This is a genomic window from Neobacillus novalis NBRC 102450 (assembly GCF_001591805.1).
GTDB lineage: Bacteria > Bacillota > Bacilli > Bacillales > Cytobacillaceae > Neobacillus > Neobacillus novalis.
The window spans coordinates 188384-205463 of sequence record NZ_BCVP01000016.1; the positions used below are offsets into that span (position 1 = coordinate 188384).

The 17080-nt window shown below is 40.4% G+C and carries 17 protein-coding genes; 13 read left to right on the forward strand and 4 right to left on the reverse strand.

Features of this window, described 5'->3' with window-relative positions; all coding sequences use genetic code 11:
* Positions 1 to 2 precede the first annotated feature (2 nt).
* The 4 genes from BANVL01_RS14300 to BANVL01_RS14315 all read left to right on the forward strand — a co-directional run bounded on the left by BANVL01_RS14300 (position 3) and on the right by BANVL01_RS14315 (position 5418).
* Entirely contained in the window at positions 3 to 1244 is a 1242-nt protein-coding gene (locus BANVL01_RS14300) for a glutamate-5-semialdehyde dehydrogenase (RefSeq protein WP_066087403.1), read from the forward strand.
* 97 nt (positions 1245 to 1341) lie between these two features.
* A complete protein-coding gene (locus tag BANVL01_RS14305) occupies positions 1342 to 3618 on the forward strand; it encodes an ATP-dependent DNA helicase (RefSeq protein ID WP_066087400.1) in 2277 nt (758 codons plus the stop codon).
* A gap of 103 nt (positions 3619 to 3721) precedes the next feature.
* A complete protein-coding gene (locus tag BANVL01_RS14310; RefSeq protein ID WP_066087397.1) occupies positions 3722 to 4534 on the forward strand; it encodes a hypothetical protein in 813 nt (270 codons plus the stop codon).
* 20 nt (positions 4535 to 4554) lie between these two features.
* Positions 4555 to 5418 carry a DUF3307 domain-containing protein gene (locus tag BANVL01_RS14315; RefSeq protein ID WP_066087394.1) on the forward strand — a complete coding sequence of 288 codons (864 nt, stop codon included), beginning with the start codon at positions 4555 to 4557 and terminating at the stop codon, positions 5416 to 5418.
* A gap of 66 nt (positions 5419 to 5484) precedes the next feature.
* Here the strand turns inward: BANVL01_RS14315 and yxiS are convergent, their stop codons facing one another.
* The gene (gene yxiS, locus BANVL01_RS14320; protein ID WP_066087391.1) at positions 5485 to 5781 is read right to left on the reverse strand and encodes a protein YxiS; all 297 of its coding nucleotides are present in this window, start codon (positions 5779 to 5781) and stop codon (positions 5485 to 5487) included.
* 159 nt (positions 5782 to 5940) lie between these two features.
* On the opposite strand from yxiS, the gene BANVL01_RS14325 reads away from it, so the two are divergent.
* On the forward strand, positions 5941 to 6210 hold the full coding sequence (locus tag BANVL01_RS14325) for a DUF1292 domain-containing protein (protein WP_066087388.1): 270 nt from the start codon (positions 5941 to 5943) through the stop codon (positions 6208 to 6210).
* A 135-nt stretch (positions 6211 to 6345) separates the two neighbouring features.
* Positions 6346 to 6594, forward strand: a complete 249-nt coding sequence (locus BANVL01_RS14330; RefSeq protein WP_066087385.1) for a hypothetical protein — start codon at positions 6346 to 6348, stop codon at positions 6592 to 6594.
* A gap of 70 nt (positions 6595 to 6664) precedes the next feature.
* Here the strand turns inward: BANVL01_RS14330 and BANVL01_RS14335 are convergent, their stop codons facing one another.
* Positions 6665 to 7060: a hypothetical protein gene (locus BANVL01_RS14335; protein ID WP_066087382.1), complete on the reverse strand. Its 396-nt coding sequence runs from the start codon at positions 7058 to 7060 to the stop codon at positions 6665 to 6667.
* 215 nt (positions 7061 to 7275) lie between these two features.
* The gene (locus BANVL01_RS14340; RefSeq protein WP_066087379.1) at positions 7276 to 8454 is read right to left on the reverse strand and encodes a glycoside hydrolase family 18 protein; all 1179 of its coding nucleotides are present in this window, start codon (positions 8452 to 8454) and stop codon (positions 7276 to 7278) included.
* Between the two features lie 174 nt (positions 8455 to 8628).
* Between BANVL01_RS14340 and trhO the strand changes: the two genes are divergently transcribed.
* The 7 genes from trhO to BANVL01_RS14375 all read left to right on the forward strand — a co-directional run bounded on the left by trhO (position 8629) and on the right by BANVL01_RS14375 (position 16036).
* Complete coding sequence (gene trhO / locus BANVL01_RS14345; protein ID WP_066096539.1) at positions 8629 to 9588, forward strand: oxygen-dependent tRNA uridine(34) hydroxylase TrhO; 960 nt, start codon at positions 8629 to 8631, stop codon at positions 9586 to 9588.
* A gap of 138 nt (positions 9589 to 9726) precedes the next feature.
* Positions 9727 to 10947: a CapA family protein gene (locus BANVL01_RS14350; RefSeq protein ID WP_082804987.1), complete on the forward strand. Its 1221-nt coding sequence runs from the start codon at positions 9727 to 9729 to the stop codon at positions 10945 to 10947.
* 112 nt (positions 10948 to 11059) lie between these two features.
* Positions 11060 to 11977 carry a hypothetical protein gene (locus tag BANVL01_RS14355; RefSeq protein WP_066087374.1) on the forward strand — a complete coding sequence of 306 codons (918 nt, stop codon included), beginning with the start codon at positions 11060 to 11062 and terminating at the stop codon, positions 11975 to 11977.
* Positions 11978 to 12008: 31 nt separating this feature from the next.
* Positions 12009 to 12665 (forward strand): DUF4129 domain-containing protein, encoded by a 657-nt coding sequence (locus tag BANVL01_RS14360; protein WP_066087371.1) that lies wholly within the window; start codon positions 12009 to 12011, stop codon positions 12663 to 12665.
* Positions 12662 to 13798, forward strand: coding sequence for a DUF4350 domain-containing protein (locus BANVL01_RS14365; RefSeq protein WP_066087368.1), 1137 nt, complete (start codon positions 12662 to 12664; stop codon positions 13796 to 13798). The genes BANVL01_RS14360 and BANVL01_RS14365 overlap by 4 nt, the downstream gene beginning before the upstream one ends.
* Positions 13795 to 14724, forward strand: a complete 930-nt coding sequence (locus tag BANVL01_RS14370) for an AAA family ATPase (protein ID WP_066087363.1) — start codon at positions 13795 to 13797, stop codon at positions 14722 to 14724. The genes BANVL01_RS14365 and BANVL01_RS14370 overlap by 4 nt, the downstream gene beginning before the upstream one ends.
* 31 nt (positions 14725 to 14755) lie before the next feature.
* Complete coding sequence (locus BANVL01_RS14375) at positions 14756 to 16036, forward strand: DUF58 domain-containing protein (protein WP_439951350.1); 1281 nt, start codon at positions 14756 to 14758, stop codon at positions 16034 to 16036.
* Here the strand turns inward: BANVL01_RS14375 and BANVL01_RS14380 are convergent.
* Entirely contained in the window at positions 16014 to 16988 is a 975-nt protein-coding gene (locus BANVL01_RS14380; RefSeq protein ID WP_066087353.1) for a stage II sporulation protein M, read from the reverse strand. The two genes, BANVL01_RS14375 and BANVL01_RS14380, sit on opposite strands and share 23 nt — an antisense overlap.
* Positions 16989 to 17080: the final 92 nt, after the last annotated feature.

Below are 17080 nucleotides of genomic sequence, written 5' to 3' on the forward strand. Positions count from 1 at the left end.
GGATGAGTGAGTTACTCGAAAAGGCTAGAAAATTAAAAAAAGCAGCGAAACAGATGGGGATGCTCTCAGCTGAGGAAAAAAACGATGCGTTAGCGAAAATGGCCGACCATTTAATGACTGAGAAGGAATGGATATTAAGCGAAAACGCCAAGGATCTTGCAGTTGGAAAGGAAAAGGGATTACCTGTTCCACTGTTAGACCGTTTGCTTTTAACGGAAGAAAGAATGGACCAGATTGTTGATGGGGTCCGCCAGTTAATTAATTTGGAGGATCCGGTAGGTGAAACAATCGAAGCATGGGAGCAGCCAAACGGGTTGCAAATAGAAACGATTCGGGTCCCGCTTGGGGTTATTGGCATGGTATACGAAGCGCGGCCAAATGTTACAGTTGATGCCGGGAGCCTATGTTTGAAAGCAGGAAATGCTGTGCTTTTAAGAGGCAGCTCTTCTGCGATCCATTCCAATAAAGCAATTGTTCATGTAATAAGAGGGGCACTTGCAGGAACGGCGATTCCAGCTGATGCCGTGCAACTACTTGAGGATACGAGCCGCGAAACAGCAGCGGAAATGTTTAAATTAAACGAATACTTAGATGTTCTCATTCCTCGTGGCGGTGCGGGGTTGATTCAATCGGTCATCAAAAATGCTACTGTTCCAGTGTTAGAAACTGGCGTAGGCAACTGTCATGTATTTATTGACGAAACAGCAGAACAAAAAATGGGTATTGATATTGCGATTAATGCGAAGTTACATCGGCCATCTGTCTGCAATGCAGCCGAAACGTTACTTATCCATGAAAATTGGCCCTATGTCTTAAACCTATTACATGCCCTTCATAATCAAGGGGTTGAACTGCGAGGAAGTGAAGAAGTAGCCTCTGCCTATTCTTTTGTCGCTCCTGCAACAGAAGAAGATTGGCACACGGAATTTCTTGCACCGATTTTAGCTGTAAAACTCGTGAGTGATGTGAAAGAAGCCATTGAACATATTGACCAATATGGAACAAAACACTCTGAAGCCATTATTAGTGAAGAGAAAGAAAATGTGCGTTTGTTTTTCAAGGCAGTAGATGCGGCGGTATTATATCATAATGCTTCGACTAGGTTTACCGATGGTGAGCAGTTCGGCTATGGTGCGGAAATTGGCATTAGCACGCAAAAGCTCCATGCCCGCGGGCCAATGGGGTTGAAGGCATTAACGACCACAAAAGCACTCGTCCTGGGAACTGGGCAAATTCGGTCTTAAAATTTAAGTTTAGCGCTGAAAATGCGCTTATTTTTTTTGCTTTCTGTTATACTTAAAATATACAAACATACATTCTGTATAGTAAGTTGGTGATCAAATGTCAGATGAAATTCATATATCCGTTCGAACTCTTGTTGAATATGTGTTCCGGAGCGGCAGTATTGATTCCCGTTTCCGCTCCCAATCGACCCTTCTAGATGGAACGAGGATTCATCAGAAAATCCAAAATACGTATCAAGAGGGTGACCAAAAGGAAGTTTATCTTCAAGCTGAAATTTTCCATGATGGCCTTACCTTCCTCATTGATGGCAGATGCGATGGGCTTTTGTTTCGTGATGGCAGGATGATGGTCGATGAGATTAAGTCGTTCTCGCAGCCACTCGAGCAAATCGAAGGGGATGGTTACCTTGTTCACTGGGCACAGGCGAAACTGTATGCCTATATGTATGCAAAAGACAACGTTCTATCGGAAATCCTTGTCCAGCTAACCTATGTCAATACGGAAACAGAAGCAAAAAAATATTATCAAAAAAACTACTCCTACTCAGAACTTGAGACATTTGTTGTTGAGGTGATTGAAGGCTACACCCCATATGCAATGCTGCAGCACGAGCATCGAATCAAACGAAATGAAAGTTGTAAAGAATTAGCTTTCCCGTTCGAAACCTATCGCGATGGCCAGCGGAAACTAGCTGGAGCTGTTTATAAAACCATTGTAGATAAAAAAAATCTGTTCACAAAAGCACCAACTGGGATAGGCAAGACGATATCCACCCTCTTTCCTGCAGTCAAGGCGATGGGAGAAGGGCCACTAAACCGCGTTTTCTACCTGACTGCAAAAACGATTACTCGAACGACGGCGGAGGAGGCGTTTTCACGGATGCGTACAGGTGGTCTTTGTATCAACACGGTCACCATTACAGCAAAGGACAAGGTTTGTTTCAAGGATGAAACGATCTGTCAAAAGGATTACTGCGAGTATGCGGATGGGTATTATGACCGAATTAATGAAGCAATTCTTGATATTTTATCAAATGAAAACGGGATGACCCGTGAAGTTATCGAATCCTATGCCCGCAAGCATACTGTTTGCCCATTTGAATTTTCGCTTGACCTTGCCTATGCCGTTGATGCCATTATTTGCGATTACAATTATATTTTCGACCCAAGGGTGTCGCTAAAGCGATTGTTTGAGGAGCAAAAGAAGTCGACCGTATTATTGGTCGATGAGGCACATAATCTTGTTGACCGAGGGCGGGAGATGTTCTCAGCTTCATTAAACAAAGAGATGTTTCTCCAGCTGAAAAAAGACTTTAAGGGTGTCAATAAAGTGATTTTTGGGGCTGCTAGCAAGTTGAATTCATCGTTCATTTCCTTGAAAAAAGTAAATGCCGATAAAAATGAATTTATCATAGAGCAGCTCGATGAAGCGTTTTTAGAACAGCTTGTTCAATTTGTAGAGGATGCAGAACAGCAACTTCTAACAAATACCTCCCAAAGTCTCTTAGAAGCCTACTTCATGGTGAATAATTTTTTAAAAATCGTTACGCTACTTGATGAGCATTATGTTATTTACGCGGAGAAAAATAAAAACGATTTGGTGATTAAACTGTTTTGCATCAATCCCTCGAAGCTGCTTAAGCAAATGGGGAAAGGGTTTCGCTCAAAGGTGTTCTTCTCAGCAACACTCTCACCATTACCGTATTATCAAGATATTCTTGGCGGGAATGAGGAGGATTATTCGCTCTCCATCCCGTCGCCATTTTCAATTGAACAAGTCGACGTCTTTATTAAACCCTTGTCGACACGCTTCAAAGATCGGGAACAGACCAAAGGTGCAATTGTCACGATGATCAAATCGTTATTTAAAAGCCGGCCAGGAAATTTTCTGATATTTTTCCCGTCCTATCACTATTTACTTTCCGTTTATGAGCAATTCAAGCAATTAGATGAAGAAACGCAAACAATCATTCAATCGACTGGGATGACAGAAGCAGAAAGAGAAGCATTTTTGGCGGCGTTTATGCCTGATCAAAATGAAACCTTACTTGGATTTGCTGTTCTTGGCGGGATTTTTTCTGAAGGAGTGGACTTAATCGGCGATCGTTTAAATGGAGTTGTCGTGGTTGGGGTTGGGCTGCCACAGCTTTGTTTTGAGCGCAACCTTATCAAGGATCATTTTTATAAAAAGGATAAGAATGGCTATGATTATGCTTATGTGTACCCCGGTATGAACAAGGTCTTACAAGCAGGGGGACGATTGATTCGCTCGGAAACCGATCATGGGACGATTGTCCTTATCGACGACCGCTTTCTGCAAAAGCAGTATCAAATGCTCTTGCCTCCTGAATGGAGAGAGTATAAAATCATTTAACAATCAGGGAATTTGCACTAATTAATCGAATTGGAGTGAAGTTTGACTATTTAATCAAACTTTTATAAAATTAGATTAAATAATCTAATTAGGGTGAACGACCGTGAAAATGAAGCATAATCCAATATCAATTTTTATTTTAGATGTCAGTAATTCGTCGGCCGAAGATATGGGAGATGAACTGACGTTATATCTAGATGCGATGGTGGAATGGATTTCCATTTGGACCAAAGACATCGGACCAGTAAAAGTGAAGCATCGAGCTGGTGATGAAATCATCTTTGTTGGCAATGGCTATTCAACAGCCTATATCATCGCTTTTTATGTAAGCAGGTTTTGGAAATATCGCAATCACAAACCTTATTTTGGTTTGTCTTTTGGAGATATCGATAGGGAACTAGAAGAAGTCGATATCGAGACATGGATCCATCCGTTGATTAAGCAGGCCCGATATGCGAACGATTTGTTGAAACAAGCACAAAATCGGCCCCCCTTTAAATTTGAGCTTGACCAATTTTATTTAGGTGATCGAAATATCCCTGTTTTATACAACCAGTTTCGCTATGAATTCGAAACGTTATTTAACACAATCCTGCAATTGCAGCACACTCTTATCAAAGACCAAACGAACATCCAGGAGCTCGTATGTTCTTTATATCTAATTTTACAGCAGCAAAAAGCCGTTGGGGAACTGCTTGGCAAAACAGCACCGACTATTTCGAGTCATTTCAAAAAGGGAAAAAGCGAAGAAGTCCTCCGTACCTTTAACGAAATGATTAACGTCCTAAATTCATTACAGAAAAACACCAATCTAGGTATAGCGGATAACCCGATGGAAACAAGCGAGATGTTACATGATTCGATTAGGAATCATTTGAAGGAAAATATTAATTTGCTGCTTCCTAACGAACGCTAATTACAAAGAGAGGAGAAACCATGCTTATTTTAAGTCTCATTCTCGCCCATCTAATTGCTGATTTTTATTTGCAATCCGATAATATGGTGAGGGAAAAGTATAAAAACCTTAAGAAGCATCTGGTGCATCATTTTTTCATGACTGCGTTGGTTCTTAGCGGCTATTTGATTTTTCACTTTACCCTATTAAATAGCCTTAATTATTTCCTTTTCCCTTTGGTTTTTATTGTTTTTTCGCATTTTCTAATTGACTTCATAAAAATCAAACTGCTTGATACCATTAAAATTACTAACGAGGAGAATATGAAGCGGCTTAGTTTTTTCCTATTGGATCAATTACTCCATCTTGGGATGCTTTTGCTTGCCTGTTATTTATTTATTGGACTGGAGATAACAAAAATAAGCGAGATTTTCCAGGAAGGGCAGAAGTTAGGCCCGGTAAATGCCGTTTTGTTTATCCTCATCATTGTGATTCTAACCACAAGTGTAAGCGGACATTTAATAAGGATTCTTTTAGGGTCGCTGCCGAACCAGCTGTTAAACTTTGAAGGAAGGTATGCTTTTAAAGCTAACAGACATGAGGATCAGTTTGCCCATTCTAGGATGGGAAAAAAGGAGGTAACAGAGGAATATCATTACACCATTTTCTCTAAACACGATCTTTCTCGCGGGAAATTAATCGGCTATATTGAAAGATTGCTAGTTTTAGTGTTGACATTTTACAGTGCCTACCCAGCCATCGGGTTTATTGTTGCGGCAAAATCGATTGCCAGGTTTAAACAAATGGATGACCGGGATTGGGCAGAGTATTTCTTGCTAGGAACACTTACTTCAATGTTCATTGGCATCTCGCTTGGGATTGTATTACGGGAAGTTTTGACTTAAAAATATAAAAAATAGATTAATTAACTACCAAAATGAGGCAGCTGTTTTTTTATAAATGCTCGCAAGTTATTTCATCTTCTGTATTTCTTCAGTCACAACAAAGGCAAGGTCATCGTTGCCAAATAATGATAAAACGCCTAGCAATGTTTGGTCACCAACATCTCCAGCTTCTTCTTTTGGTACAGTTAACTCGATTGCTTCCTTCAAGGCTGGGTTGGAGGCTTGATTTGGATAGGCTCTAACATATATCTCCTCTGGATTGAGGTCATGATTCACACACCATTGGGCGAAGACGAGAATCATCATTTTCTCTTCACCTTTATAGTTCTCGATAATTTTTTCTTCCACTTGTTTTTGATTCATAGAAAACGTCTCCTTAGATTGCCATATACACTCATTATAAGAGATTTATGAGGAATATCTAGCTTTACGATAGATAATTTACGTTGTATGTGGATTATTTTCTCTTTTTAAGAGATACTGTTTGAAGGAAGATTTAAAAAATAGGAGGGAACTACTGCTATGACTAAAATTGAAGTAGGCGAAATTTTTACTATCAGCGATGAAAATGACCAAGAACAAGAGGTTGAAGTCCTAGGTGTCATGACAATAGAAGGAGCCGATTACGTCGCGGTTGGATTTGCGGAAGACGTGCAACAAGAAACGGATGATGATATTGATATCTTCTTTCTAAAGGTCGACGAAGATGGAGATTTTTCCGCGATTGAAAGCGATGAGGAATTTGACAAAGTATCAGCGGCGTTTGATGAAATGATGGACGAGGACGAGTAAATTGTTGAGGAATGAGAGGGGTTTACACCTCTCTTTTTTTTTGAAATCTACTTTGATATCATTTGGGAAAAATATGTATGTTACAGGTAACTTATGGCATACTGTTAGGGAGAATATCATCAAAGGAGAGACGTAATGCAAATTGAAGAGGGAACGAAATATCAAATTTCTCAAGGAGCCCAGGAAAATTTTAACTCCGCTGAATCGCTTACGGTGATTGCTTACAATGGAATTACGGTTCAGTTCACACTTGGAGAGGGTAAAGGCCATGGTTCAATGCCAATTGATCATTTATCCTATCTTCTAAAAAAATCAAACCTAACGCAAATACCAAATAAACGAGCCTTATTGCATATGGAAAACAATGATGAACAGATTGTTTAGTATCCTTTTTGACCGCCCATGTCCAGCCTAAAAAGAATTCCCAACCGCTTAATGGTTGGGAATTTTCGTTTTAGTTAGAATCCGCTGGCTGGATACCCATAAATTCTCCATTCATAAAAACCGCCATTACGACAATTCCCTTGGAATTAGTAAAAGGAACACCAACCATTATTACACCATATACATTATGTTTCATAACTTCGATTTCATTTGCTCCATGCGACTTATAGCCTTTATTTTTAAGGTCTTTTTTTTCATTCTTATACGCATCACTGCTTATTAAATTTGATACAATTTTATTTCTTTCAGCTCCAAAAAGTTGTGTAACATCGTGACAGCCACAATCGTCAGATTCGGTGCCTGCTGGTGAATCGGTTGGTGCCGCTGCCTTAGCCGTATTCCCGGTGGTCACGAACAACGTTAATGCAATTAAGCCTCCACATAATACTGTTAAAAATTTCTTCATCTGTATTCCTCCTTTTTTTAAACTCCTATACTTGATTCTCTTTTTTACGACAATATCCTTCAAAAACTTTGGAAAAATTTCCGACAACTACCATAATTTATTACAATTTGGTGTCAGGCACCCTCGTTATTGGCGATTTTATACAAATTCGTGTCGATAATGGTACAAGTATAAAAAAAGGCTGTCTCCCAAAAATTTGAGAAGGCAGCCTTTTTTTATTTATTTTTCTTCATCGTATAATATTTCACGGGATCATTACTTGAATTTTTCAATTCCGCAGAAATAGTGCCGGTAAGACTGTGAGCTCCTTTTGCATCAAGCCCTGCTTCCCACAGCATCATCCCGCCGAAGCCATGATTAAGCGCCAATTTTGTTTTCTTTTTCATTGTGGTTTCCCCATTATAATAATAGGTCGTCCCATTCATTTTTACTGTATCGCTGGCAGCATTTGCAGGATTATTATTGATGATTGCTTCATAAGAAACCTGTTTTATTTTTGGATTCTCCGGCTGGGCATAAAGCGGAACACCCAAAACGAGTTTTTCCTTTGATAAATGGTTGGCCTCAAAATAGTTTGCCCAGTAACCTACAATTTTCTCTGTGTAGGGATAGGGGGATAAATTAGCAGCGTGGTAGCCGTCATCCCACTGACCATCATAGGCCATGATGTTTACATGATCGACATGTTGAAACATGGCTGTTTCATAATTGACAAAACTGGTTTCGGTCAAGGTTACTGCATGAATTTTTGCATATACGGCAACCGATAATTCCTTGTTTTTGGGATGAAGCTGTTCGCTTAGCTCTTTAGTGAAAGCGGCTAAGTTTGCAGCATCTTCTTTATTACGTGGATGCTCAAAGTCAATATCAATTCCGTCTACGTTCTCACGGTCTGCAAAACTAGTAAGCTCCTGAACAAGTTTTGCCCGGGTGGCAGAATTAGAAATCGCCGCCTTAAAATAAGGATACGATTCCCCGCCGTTTATGTGGAACCAGCCTCCAACACCAAGGATTACCTTTGTGTGATATTTCTTGGCAATTGCAACGGTGGCCCGTAAGTTTTTTAAGGCAGGATCGCCATTGAGCAAAATGCCGCCCTCCTTTGTAGGGTGGGCAAAGGAGAAAATGACGTGTGTCAGTTTGGCATACTCAATTCCGTTTGGGTCGCGGAAATCCTGAACATAAGCGATAAGAGCTTTTGAACGTGCTTTTTCGATTTCTGGCAAGGCTTTTTCTTCAGGTTTTAGTGCTGATTTAGGTGCATTTACTATATTTATAGATTTTGTATCATTATTTTCTGTTGCAATATTAGTAGAATATAATACTCCAGTTAAAATTCCTCCAATGAAGGTAATGATAATTACCAAAGCAAAGAGGAGATTACGTTTGTTCATAGACAGAATTCCTCCTCAATTGTCTTACTCATAAAAATTGTATCAGAAAAAACAGGTTTAATGGGTTGGTAATATCAACCTCTATGCTGGGGAAAGAAAAAAATTTGTGCAGCAGGCCGGATTTTTGATATAGTAAATAGGTTAATCATTAATTAAGAGGTGTAAGTGTTCATTATGAATCAAGAATATAGAGTGTTATTGTATTATAAATATGTCGTAATCGAGAATCCGGAAGAGTTTGCGAAAGAACATCTTCAAGTATGTAATGATTTCGGCTTAAAGGGTCGAATCATTATTGCGTCTGAAGGAATTAATGGAACGGTGTCAGGCACCATCGAACAGACGGACGCATATATGAAATACATGGAGGAGCATCCTCTGTTTGCTGGAACGATTTTTAAAATAGATGAAGCATCAGGGCATGCCTTCAAAAAAATGCGGGTACGTTTCAGACCTGAACTTGTTACCTTACGTTTGGAAGATGACGTTAATCCGAATGTTCTAACAGGTAAGCATTTGAAACCTAAAGAATTTTTCGAGGAAATGCAGAAAGAAGACACGGTGGTCATCGATGCCCGCAATGATTATGAATATGATTTGGGCCATTTTCGCGGTGCTGTTAGACCGGATATTTTGAACTTCCGCGATTTGCCAGACTGGATTCGAGAAAATAAACAGGCTTTCGAGGGGAAAAAGATTCTCACGTATTGTACGGGCGGCATTCGCTGTGAAAAATTTTCAGGCTGGCTTCTTCAAGAGGGCTATGAAGATGTGTCACAGCTTGAAGGCGGGATTGTCACTTATGGGAAAGACCCCGAAGTTCAAGGGGATTTATGGGATGGACAGCTCTATGTGTTTGATGAACGCATCAGTGTACCCGTAAATCGCAAAGAGAACGTAATTGTCGGGAAAGATTATTTTACAGGAGAACCATGCGAGCGTTATGTGAATTGTGCCAATCCGGCATGTAATAAAAAAATTATCTGTTCAGAAGAAAACGAACATAAACATTTACGCAGCTGTTCCCACGAATGCAGAGTTCATCCAAGGAATCGTTATATTGCTGAACATGGTTTAACTGAAGATGAGGTAAAGGAAAGATTAACGGCAATTGAGAAAGATTTAACCATATAAGTAAGTTTAGGGAAGCAGGCCGGAAATACGGCCTGCTTTTTCTGTATATCACCCAATATTATGCAAAACTGATAGAGTATTAGCGGAATTTAATGTAGAATTAAGAATGTTAGAAAAATAAAGGAGCTATCTATAGAGATGAATAAAAAGGACAGCAGCGGGAAAAAAACGAGAAGAGAACGCCATCAATCGAAGGGGACTGTTCGGTTCGTAATCCTTGCGGTTATTTTGATCCTTGCCGGGAGTTTAATCTACGCTAACAAATTGAAATCAGAACATGTTTCTAGTAAAGTTTCTCAGGCTGCGGAAAAGGCAACAGAAAAGGTAAAGGAAGAGGAGCCGAAACAAGAGGTCGAAGTCGAAGAAAAACCAGAAATCCAACCGAAACCAGAAATAGAAACGATGATCAAAATAAGTGCAGCCGGGGATTTTACGCTTGGAACCGATGAAAGTTTTACCTATAGCGATTCGTTTGTAAAGACGGCGTCTGTCAATGGTCTTCCCTATTTCGTTGAGGGCTTGGATAAAATATTCTTAGAAGACGATTTTACGACCGTGAATTTAGAAACCACGCTCACAAATGCTACTCAAAAGGCCGAGAAAACATTTCGCTTTAAGGGTGACCCATCGTACGCCAAAATTCTAGTATTAGGCGGCATTGAAGCTGTAAATCTAGCAAACAATCATAGTCATGATTACCTGGAGAAGGGATACAATGACACGATTTCCGCATTAAAGAATCAAAATATCGGCTATTTTGGCTACGATCATCAGTATATTACGACCATCAAAGGGATTAAGGTCGGGGCTTTAGGATATGAAGGCTGGTCAGATACAAAAGAAATCCGTCAAAAGGTGGAACAGGATATAAAAAACCTAAGAAATCAAGGGGTACAGATTGTCCTTATTCACTATCACTGGGGAAATGAGAGCCAGTATGTCCCGAATGAATCTCAAAAATCGCTAGCCCACTTTACAATCGATAGCGGTGCAGACCTTATCCTTGGTCATCATCCCCATGTCGTCCAGGGAATAGAAGAATATAATGGGAAATTTATTGTCTATAGTTTGGGCAACTTTATGTTTGGCGGGAATCGAAACCCAAGGGACAAGGATACATATGTATTTCAACAAACATTCCAGTTGAAAAACGGTGTTCTCACCGATAAAAAGGAAATTAACGTTGTGCCATATTCGATTTCATCTGTTTCTTCTAGAAATAACTATCAACCTACTAAATTAACAGGTGTTGAACAGGAGCGAGTGAAGAAAAAAATCATAGAAGGTTCTAACAAAATCAATGGTTCCGATTGGCTTGTCTATGAAAACCAGCAAGAAGTAGTCCAAAAGGATGAATGAAATAAACCACTGCTATTTTATTCATTAATTTTTTTATAACGATCTACGGTAAATATGTCAGAATAATGTTAAAATATGTTTTATTACTATTGTTTCTAGGAGGATTTCGGTTATGGATACAAAGTTTAACAAACCAAAAGGTTTTGGGGAAATACTGGATCATACCTTTAGTTTAAGTAAAAATCGCTTTAAAGATTTTTTCTTAATATTACTCATTTTCATGGGACCCGTCTATTTGCTTCAAGCAATTATGCAGCTGGTTTCCGGGACTAGCTTTTTTAGAGAGGTAGGAAGTGGGAATGCCTGGTTTGAGCAAATTCTCTCGAGTTTTACTGAAACCGGAACGATTGAGACGAGCGGCTTGGGTGCTGACATTGGCATCATAATAGTAGGATTGATTAGTGCTATTTTGGGTCCAGTGGCGGAGGCAGCCATCCTATTTGCCATCGCTAATATTCGGAAAAACGAAGAATATACCGTTGGTTCTGTCATTAAACAAGCGTTTTCGCGATTTTGGCCGATGATAGGAAGTAGTATTTTATTCGGAATTATCACGGTTATGATTATCCTTATTCCTATTATCCTCGTTACGGTAACGGCCATATTTGTTTTTCAGGCGAATCCCGTTTTAGGCGTTCTCGGGGCCATCGTGCTATTTTTAGGCTTTGCTGTCGGAATTGGACTGTTATTAACGCGCTGGAGCTTTTACTTTGCTTCCGTCGTGCTGGACAAGGATTCACCTGGATTAGATCGAAGCTGGAGGCTTTCCAGGAAACGTACTTGGGAATTGCTGGGTCTTTATATCGTCTTTTATTTAATTATTTCAGCGATTGGGTTCGCTGTCCAAATGACGTTTGGGCTCTTTTTAGGTAACAGTGTGTTGTTATCACTAATTTCAAATCTCGCCACCTTAATTACGACCATGATTTTCTCTGTTGGCTATGCTGTCATGTATCTTGATTTAAAAACGAGACATGAGGGTGAGGATTTAAAAGATATGATTGAGAATTACAACACAAAAACAATCTAAACTAAATACCTAAATAAGTTAGGTGAGGATTATGCTTGATGCTAATAAAGCAAGGGATGAACTGAAAGAGATATTAAATACAAAAGAATATCAAATTTATCACAATGATTCAAAAGGCTTGATTGAAACCTTATGGGAAAAAGCAAAAAAATGGATTGCCGAGCAGCTGATGAAATTATTTCCTTCCATGGAATCTGCCGGCAGTGCCTCGGGGCCAATTCTTATTGCGATTATTGTCGTGGTTATATTCTTTTTGGCCTTTGCTGCCATTTTTATGATTCGCAATCACAACCGAAATAAACTGTTGCATAACAAAAAGCCGCTTCAATCGATGAACGAAATCAATTGGTCGTCCGAAAGGCATTTACAGGAGGCTAAAAAACAAGAAGGTATAGCAGAATACACCCTTGCTACCCGTCACCTGTTTTTAGCCCTGCTCCTTTATTTTCATGAAATGAATTGGCTTGAGGCACGGATTTGGAAAACAAATTGGGAGTATTATGAGGAACTCCTAAAAGTCAATCAACAATGGGCTGTAAAATTTTATGATCTTGCAGCGTTCTTTGATGAAGTGACCTATGGTGAGCGAAAGGTTCAAGAAAGAGAATATCAACTTTTTCAAACGGAAGTAAGAAAAATGCTTGGGGAATATGAGCAAACACTTGGCAGGACGGAGGAGAACACTTGAAGAATCTTAAACCTAAGAGACAGGGATGGATTAGGCTGACTGTTCTGCTCCTCATTTTTATCCTGATTAGTTTATATGTTAGCTCACAAAAGCCAAAGCAATATCCAAATTATGTCTCAGGATCTCCTTCTCCAACTGGAGTGAAGGCATTTTATACATATTTTAAGAAGGAAGTTCATGTTAACAGCTGGACAGCAGACCCTAAGAAGCTGCCGAAACAAGGTGAAGAAAAACTTCTCGTTATGGTTGAACCTTTTTTTATTCCGGATACGGAAGAAATGGAGGCCTATCAGGACTTCATGAAGGCCGGAAATACAATTCTCTTATTTAAATCCAATCCTAAAGGGATGTTTGATTTGGACACAGTTCCCGAACAAACGTCCCCCAATAATGAAGTAAAGTGGTATGGGAAAAATCAAGGAACTTATAAGGCCGAAATGAACTCTCCCATCCGCATAGTGACAAACAAGGATGACGTGGTTCTCCTTGATGATGCCGGCGGCAGTGCGATTGCGCTGAAACGACCCGTTGGAAAAGGACAATTGATTGTGGCGATTACACCAGAGTGGCTGACAAATGACAAACTGTTACAGGACGACAATTTACCACTTGTTCTCAACTTGTCCAATGAAGGAAAAGCGCCGACTGTTTTATTTGATGAATATCTTCACGGCAGTCAGAATAGTTCATCGATTATGACAGTATACCCGATGTGGTTTTTACTGTTTATTCTCCAGGGAATCCTGCTTATGATGCTTTGGCTGTGGTTCAAGGGAAAGCGGTTCGGACCACTGTTTGTTCCAAGGGAAGAGACGGTTCGTTTTAGCGATGAAGGAATTCGGGCGATCACTGCTTGGTATCTCCGCGGCAGACGTTACCACGATTCCTTATTGATTCAGGCTGACTATCTAAAATTATTGTTACAAGAGCGTTGGCGAATTCCATACCGGGTTGAATGGAGTGAGTTGTCTAGTTTCTTGGAGCGAAAAAACCGTGGGATGCAGGCAAATGAAATTCGCCCATTTTTAATTGGGTTGACCCATATACTTGAAAAAGAAAAAGTAAGCAAACAGGAATTTTTGCTTTGGTCCAGGAGGCTTGAGCAATTACGGAAAGAGGTGGAGGAAGGGTGAACGAAGAATTAACATCCTTTTTAGAAAAATATGAGCAGCGGATTTTAGGTCAAAGTCTAAATCTAAGGCTCTTGCTATCGGCGATTTTGTCTGGGGGCCATGTCCTGCTCGAAGGGGTGCCAGGCACCGGAAAAACACAAATGGTACGAACGCTGGCCAGTCTGCTAGGCGGAGACTTTAATCGTATTCAATTTACGCCGGATCTGCTTCCAAGTGATATTACCGGAAGCACGATTTACAATATGAAGGAAAGCAGCTTTCAAACCTTAAAAGGTCCGATTTTCACGAATATTCTTTTAGCGGATGAAATCAACCGGACACCGGCAAAGACCCAGGCAGCTCTACTTGAGGCAATGGAAGAAAAACAAGTCACAATCCAAGGTGAAACCTATCCATTGCCAGAGGTGTTTTTTGTAGTGGCAACCCAAAACCCAATTGAATTTGAAGGGACCTATCCACTGCCTGAAGCACAGCAAGATCGTTTTCTTTTTAAACTGTTCATTGATTTCCCTTCTTTTGAGGAAGAGAAAAATGTCCTGAGACAGGTAATTGAAAACAGTTTTGACGCAAAGATTGTTTCTACCATTCTTGATTTGGACAGTTTTATTTCGATAAGAAGAGAAATTGAAAGAGTCACTGTTGGCGAAAATGTCATCGATTATACGATGCAGATTGTCAGGAAAACGCGGGAATCAGAAGCGATTCGCTTTGGTGCAAGTACAAGAGCAGGAATATCGATTGGAAAAGCGGCGCAAGCATGGGCATACATGAAAGGCCGGAATTATGTGACACCGGATGATATCAAAATGGTAGCCAAACCGGCATTAAGACACCGTATTCAATTATCCCCGCATGTAGAATTGGAGGGTGCTACTGTTGACCAGATCATTGAAGAACTTGTGGGGTCGGTTCCTGTTCCAAGATAGAGGAGTTTTACCTACCAAACGGTTAATGATGATGGTTCTCATCCTGTCGCTTAGTTTAGTGATTGGTACGGCTTTTTTGGAGATCTCATGGGGATTCATCATCACCGTCCATTTGATTGTTTTTTTGGTCAGTCTAGGTGATTTACTGCTTTCACCGAAGAAAAAAGAGCTTTTTTTTAAACGTTCACTGCCCTCAAAGCTGGAACGAGGGATACCTTATCAAGTGGAGCTGGAAGTAAGAAATCACTCCCAGCGTGCTTGTTCCTTCCGTTTGATTGATGGCCTGCCACAGACATTTGATCGGCCGTTTCCTATATCAGGTATGGCCCACAAGGAATCTACAACAAAGATAACCTATGATACGACTGCCTTGGTTAGAGGTAAGTTTGATATAAACAAGGTTTATTTTCGCTATACCAGTTTCCTTGGATTATGGGAAAAGCAAACAACTGTCGGATTAGAGGATTCAGTCAAAGTCCTGCCGGATTTAACAGAAACTAAACAATATCTTGAAAATGCACAGAAATTTCTCGTCTACGAAGGATTGAACATTCGCAGACAGCGCAGTGGTGTCGGTGATTTTGCAAAGATTAGAAGTTATGTAGTTGGTGATGATCCGCGTAAAATCAATTGGCGGCAAACAGCGAAGCTGCAAGAAGTGATGACGAATGAGTATGAACCGGAGCACGGGAAATATATTACCATCTTAATTGATTGCGGGAGAATGATGGGGTCGGAATTGACAAAAGGGAACCGCCTTGAGAGAGCTTTAGAAGCGGCGCTGACCGTAACAGCGGCGGCGCTGCAAAAAGGCGATTATGTTTCTGTGCTTGCTTTTTCGAAGGAAATAAAAGTCTTTGTTCCTCCAGCGAAAGGGATGGCCCATTTGCAGACAATTCTCCAAGCCATTTATCAGCTGCAGGTTGACGCAGCCGAGTCCAATTATGGGGCAGTTCTGCAATATTTAGAAATGGTGCAAAAGAAGCGTAGTCTGCTGTTATTATTCAGCGACGTAAGGACGTTTCTTCATGAGGAAAGTGCGCTAATCATTTTAAAGCGCCTTAGACAGCGGCACCTTTTTTTGATGATTGGCATAGAAGATCAGACACTTATAAAGAGAACAAAGGCGGAGCCGGTTGACGTGCAGGCAGCCATGCTGAAAAGTATCGCACAGCAGCAAATTGTTATTAAGAAACGGGAAAAAATAAAATGGGAAAAACAAGGCCTCCAATTAATAGAGGCCCGGGAGGAGAAACTGGCGATTGCCGCCGTTTCCCATTATATCGAGATTATGAATCAAAACCTTTTGTAGTTTTCATAAGTCTTAGTCTTCCAATGACAACATAAAGGATTAAACCAATTACCGTTAAGCTGGCAACGATATACTTTAATTCTAATGAGATGGCGGCCGGTGTGATAAAGCCTTCAATCACGCCGGCAATGACAAACAAGGGAATCGTCCCAAGCAGGAGCTGCACGGAACGCTTCGCTTGCAGCTTTAGCTGATAGCCTCTAGAATATTGGCCTGGGACAAAGAGCTTGTAGCCCATTAACAGTCCGGCACCGCCGGCAATGAAAATCGCTGTAAGCTCAATCATTCCATGAGGGACAATATACGCCCAAAAATCATAGGACTTGCCGTGATGCCAAAAAAGGGCTGCAAGTGCGCCAATAAGGATTCCGTTATAAACCATTAAATAGACGGTCAAGAGCCCAAAAGTAATCCCGCCGGCAAAGGCTAATATCGCGACTTTAATGTTGTTTGTCATAATACTAGCGGACATCAAGGAGGAGTCTACCGCTCCATCATGGCTTCCCAGCTGCTCAGGGTTGACGCTTTGCGCCATATCCGCCGGAAGAATCGCATAAAGATGGAGCGGGTCATTCATGACTGAAAGGAAGCTCCCTAAGGCACCGATCGTAAACAAAATCAACGCGAATAAGACAAATTTCCATTGCTCTAACAATAAGCCAATAAATTTCGTGCTGAAAAAATAACGAATTTGTTTGAAGCTAGAAACTTGATCTTTGTACATCAAGTTATGGGATTTAGAAACAAGACCGTTCAAATAGTGCGTTACTTCATCTGTAGGAAAATAGGTCTGACTGTAGGAAAGATTCTGGGCTGCCTTTTGATAGAGTCGATGAAAGAGCGTAATATTGGCACCAGTAATCGTATTTCTACGCTTACCTAAAGCGGTCACCAGCTGTTCAAGCTCTTTCCATTCCTCACGATGCAGTTTTACAAATTGCTTTACATTCATTTTGACACCTCTTGTTAGCATTACGCGACTATGTATTTTTTTACTATTCTTCTTATTATAATAATTTTATAGAAAAATAGAAACAGCTATAG

Bases quoted from the DNA above. Each gene is read 5' to 3' on its own strand.
- BANVL01_RS14300 (WP_066087403.1), top strand. From the start codon at position 3: ATGAGTGAGTTACTCGAAAAGGCTAGAAAATTAAAAAAAGCAGCGAAA.
- BANVL01_RS14305 (WP_066087400.1), top strand. From the start codon at position 1,342: ATGTCAGATGAAATTCATATATCCGTTCGAACTCTTGTTGAATATGTG.
- BANVL01_RS14315 (WP_066087394.1), top strand. From the start codon at position 4,555: ATGCTTATTTTAAGTCTCATTCTCGCCCATCTAATTGCTGATTTTTAT.
- yxiS (WP_066087391.1), bottom strand. From the start codon at position 5,781: ATGAATCAAAAACAAGTGGAAGAAAAAATTATCGAGAACTATAAAGGT.
- BANVL01_RS14325 (WP_066087388.1), top strand. From the start codon at position 5,941: ATGACTAAAATTGAAGTAGGCGAAATTTTTACTATCAGCGATGAAAAT.
- BANVL01_RS14330 (WP_066087385.1), top strand. From the start codon at position 6,346: ATGCAAATTGAAGAGGGAACGAAATATCAAATTTCTCAAGGAGCCCAG.
- BANVL01_RS14335 (WP_066087382.1), bottom strand. From the start codon at position 7,060: ATGAAGAAATTTTTAACAGTATTATGTGGAGGCTTAATTGCATTAACG.
- BANVL01_RS14340 (WP_066087379.1), bottom strand. From the start codon at position 8,454: ATGAACAAACGTAATCTCCTCTTTGCTTTGGTAATTATCATTACCTTC.
- trhO (WP_066096539.1), top strand. From the start codon at position 8,629: ATGAATCAAGAATATAGAGTGTTATTGTATTATAAATATGTCGTAATC.
- BANVL01_RS14350 (WP_082804987.1), top strand. From the start codon at position 9,727: ATGAATAAAAAGGACAGCAGCGGGAAAAAAACGAGAAGAGAACGCCAT.
- BANVL01_RS14355 (WP_066087374.1), top strand. From the start codon at position 11,060: ATGGATACAAAGTTTAACAAACCAAAAGGTTTTGGGGAAATACTGGAT.
- BANVL01_RS14360 (WP_066087371.1), top strand. From the start codon at position 12,009: ATGCTTGATGCTAATAAAGCAAGGGATGAACTGAAAGAGATATTAAAT.
- BANVL01_RS14375 (WP_439951350.1), top strand. From the start codon at position 14,756: ATGGTTCTCATCCTGTCGCTTAGTTTAGTGATTGGTACGGCTTTTTTG.
- BANVL01_RS14380 (WP_066087353.1), bottom strand. From the start codon at position 16,988: ATGAATGTAAAGCAATTTGTAAAACTGCATCGTGAGGAATGGAAAGAG.